This is a genomic window from Acetobacter sp. AN02 (genome assembly GCF_029759835.1).
Classification (GTDB): Bacteria; Pseudomonadota; Alphaproteobacteria; order Acetobacterales; family Acetobacteraceae; genus Acetobacter.
The window spans coordinates 1-12,222 of sequence record NZ_JAJJND010000021.1; the positions used below are offsets into that span (position 1 = coordinate 1).

The window sequence follows — 12,222 nt, forward strand, 5'->3', positions numbered from 1 at the left end:
ATCCACAGGTCTCCGTAAAGACCAGCGTTGAATCACGTCCAAGCCAGTCTGAGAAGATCTTTTGTCAACAGAACCTAGTGTTTCTTTTGTATCTCCGAAAAAGACGTGGAATTCAGGAGGAAGGGGAATTTTGGTATTTAGTTGATCCAGTAGCTGGCCCAAAACTTGTCCTTGTGTTTCAAGAGATGGGTAGCCAACATTCTCCAGCTTAAAAACAATTGCCGTATTGAGGAGGGGAGGTTCTCCGGCTGGAGTGGGTGAAGGAGGAATGAACGTAAGACTGTACCTGACACCATCTTTGTTAAGGGTGATTTTAGTCATCCCGTCAGTCAGCATACGAGAAGAATCCGCTCTCGCCTGCACTGCCCACAGAGACAGAAAACACACCATGACCTGAAAAAAAATACGATACATGAAGAATACTCCCCACCAGACAGGGCAGACATAATCACTCTGCAGTGCCACAATATTTTCCGGTCAGGAAGCATTCTGTATGGTTTTCTATACAGGACTGCGGACTGTTTTCGAAAAAATCAGCCCGCCAGCAGATGAAACCGGGTAATTTCCGAAGGAACGCCAAGACGCAGTGCAAAACCCGGCCAGAGACCGGTTCCGTTACTGACATAAAGCGTCATATCACCAATACTGTAGCGCCCGGAGACAAACCCGTTATTGGCGCGCGCAACAATACGGTCGAGCCCCCGGACCATGCCCCCGTGCGTATGCCCTGAAAGCTGCAGGGCAACGCCATACGCCGGAGCAGCCCGGGCATTGCGGGGCTGATGATCCAGAAGCACGACAGCCGCATTGTCCGGACGGCCCGCCAGCGCGGCCGCCAGATCAGGCGGAGCCTCATGATGGCGCGCGGCAGAAAGATCGGTAACGCCCGCAATCACCAGACGAGCCTCACCCCGCGTAATGGTCTCATGCGCGTTCAGGAGCAGATGCAGGCCCAGACCGGAAAGATGCTGTATCCATGAACCATAACCGGACAGATATTCATGATTTCCCGGTATGGCGAGAACACCGTCCGGGGCCGTCAGGTTCTTCAGAGGCGCAACAGCCTCTGCCCGTGCGCTCACGGGGCCATCGATAAAGTCGCCGGTGATGACAATAAGATCCGCCCCGGCCGCATTCGTACGCTCCACGACCTTCCGGGCCCAGGAAGCAGTAAACAGACGCGAGAGATGCAGATCCGTAAGCTGGATCAGACGATATCCGTCAAAGGCGAGATCAAGACCGGGGATCGTAATGCTGACGTCGCGAACCGGCGGAACACGGATGGCTGACCTCACGCTCACCGCCGCGATCAGCCCGGCCAGCAGACCCGCAGCTTCACGCAGGACGGAGGGAATGAAGACCGGTCTCCATTCCGCCAGCGCGACAGGAAGAACTGCGATATCAAGACAAATCTGCAGCAGCGTAAGGGTAAAGATCCATCCCAGCGCCCAGTTGAAAAAAATGATGAGCAGCCGGGGAAGTTCCGGATTGAGCATGGAGCCGGAAGAAAGCCTGCTCCAGAAATAATATTGTGAGGCGGCCAGCATCACAACGGCTGCGGGCAGCGCAACGGCCATAGGAAACGACAGTGGCAGGAGCCAGTCGAGAATCAGGAACAGACAGGGCAGTGTAAAGATCAGTCGCCGCATATCATGCGTTTTTCAGGTTCGTATCCGATGCGTGCAGACCGTCGGGCGTGCGCGGCATGGCAGAAACCTCGTTTTTCAGTTCCTGCTCGTGCAGATCGAGCTGCAGGGAAAGAAGACGCTCGGTCTCATCATTGATCTCCCTGTCATGCAGAAGATCCCGCAGGACACGACGCTGGACACGAAGCAGGCGCAGACGGATGGCAAGCTCCGCCCGCTTGTTCCGGATGGCGCCGGAACGCTGGTGATCCATATCGTCCGCCTGATTGTCCAGAGCCTGAAGCGCCTCCTGATATTCCTGCAGAAGCAGCGGAATGGCATGGGCATGCGCCTTATCGGCCTCGTCCGGCGTCTCCTCGTTCTGCTGCCGCGCGGCTTCCTCCTGAAGGGCTGAGATGGCGGATCTGACAAGCACGATACGGGTGTTGTCCAGCTCCTTCTGGGCATCGCTGGTGCCGTTCTCCATCGGGATCAGCCGGAGCACGACAGGAAGGGTGACGCTGGCAAACACCAGGGAGCAGATGATCACACCCGCAGCCAGCGTGACGAGCAGCGTGCGCGTCGGAAACTCCGTGGCCGGCGGCAGGGTCAGAATGGCGGCCAGCGTGATGGTTCCGTGCGGCCCGGCCAGAGCTAGGATCAGCTTCTCGCGCCAGGTCGGCAGAATGGCAGGCCGGTGACGCATATGGGCGTAAAGATGCCGGACGACGGAAGAACCGCTGACCCAGATAAGACGGATCAGGATCAGCACGACCTGCAGGGCCACCATGGCAACCGGCAGCACCCACGGGCCCATGCCATAGGAATGGGAAACCTCCTGGGCTTCCCGCACCATCTCCGGAAGCTGCAGACCAAGCATCAGGAAAACAAGGCCGTTGAGCGTAAAGGAGACCATGTCCCAGATGACGGTGGCGCGCATCCGCGTCTCGATCTGCGTCTCGTTCATCACGCCTGAAAGCCGCAGCGTGGCACCTCCGGCAACAACGGCAAGAATGCCGGACGTCCCGACCGATTCAGCAGCAAGATAGATGGCAAAGGGAATCATCAGGGCCAGCAGGGAGTGGCTGGACGGGTCATCATAGCCATGATGAAGCATCCAGACCTCGATGCGCGAGATGACCCAGCATACGATGATGCCAACCGCGATCCCGCCAAGCGCAACCCAGAGAAAATTACCGGACGCCTCCCGCAGCGAGAAGACGCCGGTCGTGGCGGCCGCCACGGCAAATTTGAAGCAGACAAGGCCGGAGGCATCGTTCAGAAGAGCCTCCCCGCGCAGGATATGCGTCAGCCGTGCCGGTGCACGCCCGCCCAGAATCCCGCCGACAGAAACGGCATCCGTCGGAGAGATGGCACTGCTCAGCGCAACGGCCGCGGCCAGGGAAACGGGAGGCATCAGCCAGTGGAGGAAATACCCGCCGCCGATGGCACTGAGAATGACAAGCCCCACGGCCATGGTGATGATGATGCCGCGCAGCTCCCCGAACTCACGCATGGGAATACGATAGGCATCAAGAAACAGAAGCGGAGGGATGAAGAGAAGCAGGAACAGTTCGCTGTCGAGCCCCACATGCAGCCCCGCCAGACTCGCGACAGTCCCCGCCGCGATCTGCAGCAGAGGCATCGGAACCCGCAGCTTCAGAAGCCGGGCCGCAACGCCCGTCAGCCCGGTGACAGCCAGGAGGGAGAGCGCCAGAAGCGTTTCGTTCATCTTTTTCCGTCTTCCTGCGTCATATTCCCCGGACCCGTCTCATTGAACCGTTTCGTCCGGGTTCCTATTATTTATAGAACGCGTGCTCAACGTAAAAAATCGGACCGGCCCTGCACGACAGTCAGCCATGCCGGTCCAGAGGAGTAACATTTATGACAGCAACACCGGCAGAAGATTTTCTGAAACCGGGCCTGAAAAAGCTGGTCAGCGACGCCGCAGCCGCCGGAATTACCCCGGACGTCTCCGTCGCCGTCCTGCTCTCGCTTCTTGATACGATGGATTTCGGACCGCAGGTCGCAGCCGAGAGCGTGCCGGGAGACGAAGGATGAGCGCCCGGAATCCGTACGACATTCTCGGTGTCGGACGATCGGCCAGTCAGGACGAGATTCGTAAGGCCTACCGTAATCAGGCCAGGAAATGGCACCCGGATCTCAATCCGGGCAACAAGGAGGCAGAGGAAAAATTCAAGGAACTGAACACCGCGAATGATATCCTGTCCGATGAGGAACGCCGGGGGCGGTTCGACCGTGGAGAGATCGATGAATCCGGCCAGGAACGCGGTCCTTTCGCCGGAGCGGGCACAGGCGGTTTCGGGGGCGGGTTCGGCGGCTTCCGCGCCGGAGGCGGCAGCTCGGGTGGCGGATTTTCCCAGGACGATCTGAGCGATATCCTCAACGGCATGTTCGGACGCAACGCAGGACGCCGTCAGGGCGGACCGGAGCGCGGCGCGGACCGACCGTATCAGATCAGCATCAGCTTCATGGACGCCGTCAACGGCACCACGACAAGGGTCAGCCTGCCCGGCGGCGCCACGCTGGATGTGAAAATTCCGCCCGGCACGGAAGACGGCAGAACCCTGCGCCTGCGCGGGAAAGGAGAGCCGGGGATGCGCGGCGGCCCGGCCGGAGACGCGCTGATCACCGTCACGGTCATGCCGGACCGGAACTGGACACGCGAAGGCCAGGATCTGCGGACCCGTCTGCCCGTCGGACTGAAAACAGCGGTACTGGGCGGGCCGATCACGGTTCCCACGCCCTCGGGTGCCGTGAAGATGAATGTTCCGGAAGGATCGGACACCGGCTCCGTGCTGCGCCTGCGCGGCAAGGGCGTCCCGGCACACGGGAAGCATGAGGCCGGAAACCTGTACGTCACGCTGGAAGTAACACTCGGCAGACCGGATGAAGCCCTCAGAGCGTTCCTGAAGACCTGGGATCCCGCCGGAGAGAAAACCGCCTGAAGAAGGACGGAAGGGAGGGCCGCCTCCCGTTCCTCAATATAAAACGGCCATACTCCATAAAACGGCCATACTCCCGGTGCCGGTCTGCCCGGCAGCGCAGGAAGTATGAGATCCGTTTCAGATCAGCTGCGCAGACCCATTTCCGCAGTCAGGAAATCCCGGAAAACGGAAACCCGCTTGGAACTCCGCAGCTCCTCCGGATAGACGAAATAGGCCTCTACGGACGGCGGCGGAACCGTGTCGAGGATTTTGACCAGCTCCGGATATTCCTGTGCGGCATAACCGGGAATCGAACCGATCCCCAGACCGGCAGCGATGGCATCGGCCATGGCGGCCATGCTGTTCACCTCAAGACGCGCAGCACGGCGCGTATTTTCCGGCATCCCGGTCTCGAGCAGCCAGTTGATATGCGGTACCGGAGGGTGATAGCCGCCGAACGCCACGAACGTATGGCCCTCCAGCTCCTCACAGCTCTGCGGCGCACCGTGTTTCTCAATGTAGGACGGCGCGGCATAGACCGCGAGCGGGAAGTCCGACAGATGGCGCTGGATCAGATCCGGCTGGCGCGGTGCATGCATCCGCACGGCAACATCCGCCTCGCGCATGCTCAGATCAAGATCATTGTCTTCCAGGATCAGTGTGATCGAGATGTCCGGATGCATATCCATGAATTTGTGCATCCGGGGCATCAGCCAGCAGCTTCCGAAACCCGTCGTGGTCGTGACACGAAGCCGCCCCGCCGCGCGCTCCTTGCTCTCCGTCAGAAGAGTCTGCGTCACTTCCAGCTTGGCAAAGACTTCCCGGACCGTCTGGTTCAGGGTCTCTCCCTGCTCCGTCAGGATAAGCCCGCGGGCATGACGGTGGAAAAGAGGCACCTGAAGCGCGTCTTCCAGCGCGGAAATCTGCCGGGAGACGGCAGACTGGCTCAGATTGAGTGAGTCACCGGCATGCGTGAAGGAGCCCGCTTCGGCAACGGCGTGAAAAATACGCAGCTTATCCCAGTCCACCTGATGACCATCCCCCGATGCACCCATGTTACTTCCCCCGGACATGCCATGCAGCAGATGCATCCGGACGGGCTCCCGACATGCACGTAACGCGGTGGCACAGAACTTCTGCAAGACGTGCAGGATGTCTTGATTCAGGTCAAGTTACCCTGACCCGGTAAAGCGCAGATAAGCGATATAAACTGTGCGGAATGACCCGCACCCGGCTCAGCCGTGCAGAAGCCCGGCGAGGAAACGCTCCGCATCAAGCGCGGCCATGCACCCGGTTCCGGCCGCCGTGACAGCCTGACGATACACCTTGTCCTGCACGTCTCCCGCGGCAAAAACACCCGGAACGGATGTGCGCGGGGTCCCGGGCTGCGTCACGATATACCCCTCCGCATCCAGGGTGATCTGTCCGCGGAAAAGCTCCGTCGTGGGAGCATGGCCGATCGCGACGAACACGCCGTCGGTCTCCAGCACGGAACTTTCTCCCGTGACGGTATCGCGCAGCTCCACACCGGTCACGGCCTCAGGCGTCCCGCCGGACAGTACATCCGTCACAACCTTGTTCCACAGCACGGACGCTTTCGGATTGGCCGCAAGACGGTCCTGCAGGATTTTTTCCGAACGCAGCGTGTCACGGCGATGGATCAGCGTGACATGATCCGCGTGATGCGTAAGGTAAAGCGCCTCCTCAACGGCTGTATTACCACCGCCGATCACGACCACCTTTTTGCCACGGAAAAAGAACCCGTCGCAGGTCGCGCAGGCGGACACGCCCGCACCCTGAAGCCGCTTCTCGTTCGGCAGACCAAGCCAGCGGGCCTGCGCGCCGGTGGCAATGATCACCGAACGGGCCATCCAGGTATCCCCGCCATCGGTTTCGATCCGGAACGGCGCCCCGGAGGTGAAATCCACCGTTGTCACCAGATCATAGACGATTTTCGTGCCGACATGCTCCGCCTGGGCCGACATCTGCTCCATCAGCCACGGCCCCTGCACGGCGCTGGCAAAACCCGGATAGTTCTCGACATCGGTGGTGATCATCAGCTGCCCGCCCGGCTGCATTCCGGCAATCAGAACAGGGGAGAGATTAGCGCGCGCGGCATAGATCGCAGCGGTATATCCGGCCGGACCCGCGCCGATAATCAGAAGATCGGTTGTATGTGTCTGGCCCATCCGGCGGCCCTCCCGTGATCTGAAACATATGATGTGAGTGCGGATATGACGCCGCAGGGGAGTTTGCACAAGGGAGAGGCCTGATCCGCCGCCCGGAAGAACGTGGACCTGAAAGCCGCGGATATACCTCAGCGCGAACGGACATACATATTCCTCCGCCCCGCCCGTCAGCCCGCTCTCCGTCGCCAGAGAGGGAATAAAATCCCCCCCCTGAATCCGAACTTTCCTTTCGGGACAGCGTCTGAATCATACCCCTGCCGACAGATAAGGAGACATGAGATGCCATTCATCACGACATCCGACGGAACGGAGATTTTCTACAAGGACTGGGGCCCGGAAGAGGCCCGCCCGATCGTCTTCCATCACGGATGGCCGCTCAGCGCCGATGACTGGGACGCGCAGATGCTGTTCTTCCTGGATAAGGGCTACCGCGTGATCGCGCATGACCGCAGAGGCCACGGACGCTCCGCCCAGGTGAGCGAAGGGCACGATATGGATCATTATGCAGCCGATGCATCCGCCGTCGCCGAACATCTGGATCTCAGGAATGCAGTTCATATCGGGCACTCCACCGGAGGCGGACAGGTCGCCCGCTACGTCGCGCAGTACGGGCAGCCACAGGGACGCGTGGCCATGGCCGTTCTGATCAGCTCGGTCCCGCCGCTGATGGTCCGCACGGAACGCAGCCCTGAAGGAGCCCCGATTGAAATACTCGACGGACTGCGCGCCGGTCTGGCCGACAGCCGCGCGCAGTTCTTCCTCGATGTCGCCAGCGGTCCCTTCTACGGCTTCAACCGCAAGGACGCGGACGTGTCCGAAGGGACGATCCGCAACTGGTGGCGTCAGGGCATGGCCGGCAGCGCAAAGGCACAGTACGAAGGTATCCGCGCCTTCTCGGAAACCGATCAGACAGAAGATCTGAAAGCCATCACGGTGCCGGTGCTGGTCCTGCAGGGAGATGACGACCAGGTCGTGCCCTATAAAAACGCGGCCCTTCTGCAGGACAGGCTGCTCAGCAACAGCACGCTGAAGATATATCCCGGATATCCCCACGGAATGCACACGACACATGCCGATGTCATCAACCGGGATATCCTCGCCTTCATCACCGGCTGATTCCACCCCGCGGAGTGCGGCAGCCCGCTCCCCGGAGCAGGCGCCGCGCCCCTTTTGCACGCCGTCTGCGATTGCCCTATATCTCCGCAGGTACGGACCGGCCGGTGTGATATCCCGGGATCGTGCATGTCAGAACAGAGGTCGGACGTGACGGAACTGGACGCGGTTGACCGGCGGATTCTTGCGGAACTGCAGGAAGATGGCCGTATAACGAATGTGGAGCTTGCCCGGCGGGCGGGGATTTCTCCGCCGCCCTGCCTGCGTCGTGTCCGTCGCCTGGAAGAAGCGGGCGTCATCCGCGGCTGCCACGCCGATATCGATCCCGCAGCACTCGGGATGCCGATCACGCTTTTCGCGCTGATCGGACTGGAAAGTCAGAAGGAAGGCGTGCTGTCCGCGTTCGAGCAGATGGTCGCCTCCTGGCCGGAAACCATCGAATGCCACATGATCAGAGGCGGCGGAGATTTTCTCGTCCGCCTCGCCGCGCGGGATTCGGCTCAGGAAAATGAACTGACCCGCCGCCTGACCGAAGCGGCACACGTGGTGCGTGTCCAGACACTGCAGACCATCCGCACCAGCCTGCAGCGCCCCGGCCCGCTGCCGTGAACGGGACGGAGGCCGTCTCTCCTCAGATCACGATCGTCGTGCCCGTCTTCCGGGAGGCCGTGAACATACGGCCTCTCGTGCAGGAGCTTGAGAAGGCGCTGGACGGCCGCTCCTGGGAGGTGGTGTTCGTCGATGACAACTCCCCGGACGGGACAATCTCTGAAATCCGGGATCTGGCGCGGTCGGATGCACGCGTGCGCGGCCTCCGGCGTATCGGACGCCGGGGGCTGTCCGGCGCCGTGATCGAAGGCGCGCTGTCTTCCTCGGCAGAGTTCATCGCCGTGATGGACGGAGATCTCCAGCACGACGAAACCCGGCTCGGGACGATGATCGACGCGGTCGCCTCGGGAAGCTGTGATATCGCAGTCGGCAGCCGCCATGTCGAAGGCGGGGATAATGCGGGCCTCGCCGGAGCCTGGCGGCACATGCTCTCCGACTCAGGCATCCGGCTCGCACGGTTTTTCCTCCCGGTGCAGCTCAATGATCCGATGAGCGGATTCTTCGTGCTGCGGCAGTCCTTTTTCGACGCGGTCGCCCCGCGCCTGTCCGGCCAGGGATTCAAGATTCTCCTGGACGTGATCCTCTCCGCCCCGGCCGCTCCCGCCGTGAGGGAAATTCCCTGCGTGTTCCGGCCGCGCCTCGCCGGAGAGAGCAAACTGGATATTCTGGTGCTGTTCCAGTTCCTCGGACTCTTCACGGACCGGATCTTCAGGGGCTGGCTGCCGGTCCGCTTCCTGACCTTCGCCACGGTCGGCGCGGTCGGAATCGGCGTGAACCTGGGCGTGATGTCATGCCTGAACGCGGCAGGCATGGCACTGGCACCGGCGCGGCTGTGCGGCACGCTCACGGCAATGGTGAGCAATTACCTGCTGGACAACACCTTCACCTTCCGGGACCGGCGGCTCAAAGGCGTGAGATTTCTCGCCGGTCTGGCCGGCTTCATGCTGGTCTCCGCCCTGGGCCTGGCCTCCGATATCGGCGTCTCCCGACTGCTCTACACGGAAGAGGCAGGACACTGGCACCGTGCACGGGCCGCAGGCGCACTGGCGGGCGTCGTGTGGAACTATGCCGTCTCCTCCGTCCTGATCTGGCGCATGAAATGAACGGCAGGACATCTCCGCGCCCTTCTCCGGACCGCGCGGTCCTGATGATCCTGACGGGCCTGCTGCTGGCGCGGCTCCTGGCCGCCGCCGTCCTGCCGCTCACGCCGGATGAGGCATATTACCGCACCTGGGCACAGTCTCTGCAGGGCGGATATCAGGACCATCCCTTCATGGTGGCCCTGTGGATCCGAGCCGGAAGCCTGCTCTGCGGCGATACGGCGCTCGGCGTGCGCCTGGGCGGTCCGCTCTCGGCCTTTGCCGGAACATTACTGGTCATGGCCGCCGTCAGGAGATTCTTCCCCGGCACGGGGCAGGAGGAGCGGAGTATCCGGGCCGCAGCCCTGCTGAACGGCACGCTGGCTCTCGGACTGGGCAGCACGCTGATGACGCCCGATACGCCGCTGCTGTTTTTCGTCACGCTGTTCGCGCTTGCCTGTGCACATATCGCAACAACGGAACGCTCCCGCTGGTGGCTGCTAGCCGGTCTGGCCGCAGGCGCAGGTTTCGACAGCAAATATACAATGCTGCTGCCCGTGGCGGGGCTTGGTCTGTGGGCGCTGATCACCCGGACAGGACGAAAGCATCTCTGCACGGTCTGGCCCTGGGCCGGACTGGGGCTTGCCGCCCTCCTGACAGCGCCGGTGCTCCTGTGGAACGCAGGGCATGGCTGGGTCAGCTTCCTCAAGCAGGGCGGCCGGGCAGGGGACTGGCATCCGGCACGGGCGGGACAGTTCCTGTCCGAACTGGCCGGAGGACAGATCGGCCTCGCAACCCCCCTGATCTTTGTCTTTTTCGTCGCAGGCCTCGTGGCGATGATCCGCACGCGGACGGATGTATCGCGGCTGCTCCTGTGCGTGACGCTGCTGCCGCTGCTTGTCTTCGTGCAGCATGCCCTCGGGGACAGGGTGCAGGCCAACTGGCCGGTCCTGCTCTATCCCTTCCTCGCCATAGCCGCAGTCCGCGCGGGTCTGTCCTGGTGGCGCACGGCGGCCCTCTCCGGATTCGCGCTCGGCGTGCTCGTGCTGCTGCAGGCCGCAACCGGCATGCTTCCCCTGAACAGGCATTTCGATATCACCCTGCGCCAGGGCGGCGGCTGGGCCGGGCTCGCCTCGGATCTGAACCGCCTTGTCCCCGATCCGGAGGCCGTCATCGTGGCAGATGAATACGGTCTGGCCTCGGAACTGGCCTTCAGACTGCCGGGCAGACATATCGCAGGTATCGATCCCCGCTGGGAATATCTGCAGTTTCCGGCATTCATCTGCCGTCCTGCCACTCCGGTCTATCTTCTGCGCAGCACGCGGCGGCGTGATGCCCCGGAGGTTTCCCCGGCCCGGGTCGTGACGGAACCGCAGGAGATAACCCGGGCCAGAGGCGGCAGGGAGGCGGAAAAATACCGGCTGTACCGCCTGATCTGCCCGGCCGCAGAGCAGCGAATTCCGCAGGGAGTGATTTTGCCCCCCGGATATTAAGCGGGTTTTAAGGTGCTTCGCGGACGATAGGCCTGTCTTTGGAGAGGTCGATGGCGAAGAAAAACGGCGATAACGCACGGAAAATCGTGATTGTCCGCCGCTCAGGCGGAGAGGGTGGCGGGCATCACGGCGGTGCGTGGAAGATCGCATATGCTGATTTCGTGACGGCAATGATGGCGTTCTTCCTGGTGATGTGGCTGATCAACGCCACCACGGAAGAGCGGCGCAAGGGAATCGCGAAATTCTTCAACCCCATGGAGAACTCGCTCTTCGCGCCGGTTGCCTCCCCGGTCATCCCGTCGGTCTCGAACAGACCCGCCACGACGGAATCCGGCGTCGCGAAACAGATGGGTGACAACAAGCAGTTTTCCGATACCGGAAGCACGCTCCTCTCCCCCTATCACAAGGTCGGCGGCTTCGGTCCGGATGTCGCGGCTCTGTCGGATCAGAAACAGGGCGGCAGCGGAGATGACACCAGCCTGTCCGGCATCTACCGCACGCCCGATCCGGCCTATCCGGACCGGTCCCCGGGCCGGGAGGTGACGGAACAGCCGGATGTCGCCCGCATCGTGCCCGTCGGCGGAGACAAGGAATCCTCGCAGAAACTGATCGGAGAGGGCAGTCATGAAGCCGCTCTCAAGGAACAGGAAAATCTGATCCGTCAGAAAGATGCGATCGAGAAAGCCGCAGGAAATTCAGGCAATGTTTCCGTGCAGGTCATACCGGAGGGGCTTGAGATTTCGCTGGCGGAAAGCGACGCGCAGCCGATGTTCGAGAACGGATCATCCCGCCTCAACACGCGTGCCCAGGCGCTGATGAAGGTGATCGTGCCCTATCTCATGGCGCTCCCGGGAAAGCTGTCCATCGACGGCTATACCGACAGCGCAACCTGGAAAAAGAACCGCTCCTCCAACTGGACCCTGTCCTCCCAGCGCGCGGATGCCGCACGCGCGGAACTGTCCGGTCAGGGCTTTCCCGAAGACCGGCTGCAGAGCGTGTCCGGCAAGGCCGACACGTCGCTTGCCGTGCCCGACAATCCGGCCGCCGCAGGAAATCGCCGGATCGTTCTCGTTCTTCACAGAAAATTTCCACCTCCGGCTGCACAGAATACCGCGAAGGATGAAACGGATGCCAGGAAGGCGGAAAAAAATGAATCGCATTGACAC

General features: G+C 61.7%; 12 protein-coding genes. 7 read left to right on the plus strand and 5 right to left on the minus strand.

What is annotated here, in order from left to right:
* The 3 genes from LOC54_RS04125 to LOC54_RS04135 all read right to left on the minus strand — a co-directional run.
* Positions 1–465 (minus strand): hypothetical protein (locus LOC54_RS04125; RefSeq protein WP_279312565.1); only part of this gene is annotated, 465 nt, incomplete at its 3' end.
* Between the two features lie 68 nt (positions 466–533).
* A complete protein-coding gene (locus LOC54_RS04130; RefSeq protein ID WP_279312566.1) occupies positions 534–1,649 on the minus strand; it encodes a metallophosphoesterase in 1,116 nt (371 codons plus the stop codon).
* A 1-nt stretch (position 1,650) separates the two neighbouring features.
* Complete coding sequence (locus LOC54_RS04135; protein ID WP_279312567.1) at positions 1,651–3,357, minus strand: Na+/H+ antiporter; 1,707 nt, start codon at positions 3,355–3,357, stop codon at positions 1,651–1,653.
* Between the two features lie 152 nt (positions 3,358–3,509).
* On the opposite strand from LOC54_RS04135, the gene LOC54_RS04140 reads away from it, so the two are divergent.
* On the plus strand, positions 3,510–3,686 hold the full coding sequence (locus LOC54_RS04140; RefSeq protein ID WP_279312568.1) for a hypothetical protein: 177 nt from the start codon (positions 3,510–3,512) through the stop codon (positions 3,684–3,686).
* Entirely contained in the window at positions 3,683–4,594 is a 912-nt protein-coding gene (locus LOC54_RS04145; RefSeq protein ID WP_279312569.1) for a J domain-containing protein, read from the plus strand. The genes LOC54_RS04140 and LOC54_RS04145 overlap by 4 nt, the downstream gene beginning before the upstream one ends.
* 122 nt (positions 4,595–4,716) lie before the next feature.
* On the opposite strand, the gene LOC54_RS04150 is transcribed toward LOC54_RS04145, so the two are convergent.
* Both LOC54_RS04150 and trxB read right to left on the minus strand, forming a co-directional pair.
* On the minus strand, positions 4,717–5,601 hold the full coding sequence (locus LOC54_RS04150; protein WP_279312599.1) for a LysR family transcriptional regulator: 885 nt from the start codon (positions 5,599–5,601) through the stop codon (positions 4,717–4,719).
* A gap of 207 nt (positions 5,602–5,808) precedes the next feature.
* Positions 5,809–6,762, minus strand: coding sequence for a thioredoxin-disulfide reductase (gene trxB, locus LOC54_RS04155; protein WP_279312570.1), 954 nt, complete (start codon positions 6,760–6,762; stop codon positions 5,809–5,811).
* Between the two features lie 279 nt (positions 6,763–7,041).
* On the opposite strand from trxB, the gene LOC54_RS04160 reads away from it, so the two are divergent.
* The 5 genes from LOC54_RS04160 to LOC54_RS04180 all read left to right on the plus strand — a co-directional run bounded on the left by LOC54_RS04160 (position 7,042) and on the right by LOC54_RS04180 (position 12,219).
* Entirely contained in the window at positions 7,042–7,878 is an 837-nt protein-coding gene (locus LOC54_RS04160) for an alpha/beta hydrolase (RefSeq protein WP_279312571.1), read from the plus strand.
* A 126-nt stretch (positions 7,879–8,004) separates the two neighbouring features.
* Complete coding sequence (locus tag LOC54_RS04165; protein ID WP_279312572.1) at positions 8,005–8,484, plus strand: Lrp/AsnC family transcriptional regulator; 480 nt, start codon at positions 8,005–8,007, stop codon at positions 8,482–8,484.
* Complete coding sequence (locus LOC54_RS04170) at positions 8,481–9,587, plus strand: glycosyltransferase (protein ID WP_279312573.1); 1,107 nt, start codon at positions 8,481–8,483, stop codon at positions 9,585–9,587. The genes LOC54_RS04165 and LOC54_RS04170 overlap by 4 nt, the downstream gene beginning before the upstream one ends.
* Positions 9,584–11,056: a glycosyltransferase family 39 protein gene (locus LOC54_RS04175; RefSeq protein WP_279312574.1), complete on the plus strand. Its 1,473-nt coding sequence runs from the start codon at positions 9,584–9,586 to the stop codon at positions 11,054–11,056. Before LOC54_RS04170 ends, LOC54_RS04175 begins: the two co-directional genes overlap by 4 nt.
* A gap of 50 nt (positions 11,057–11,106) precedes the next feature.
* Positions 11,107–12,219: a flagellar motor protein MotB gene (locus LOC54_RS04180; RefSeq protein ID WP_279312575.1), complete on the plus strand. Its 1,113-nt coding sequence runs from the start codon at positions 11,107–11,109 to the stop codon at positions 12,217–12,219.
* Positions 12,220–12,222 lie beyond the last annotated feature (3 nt).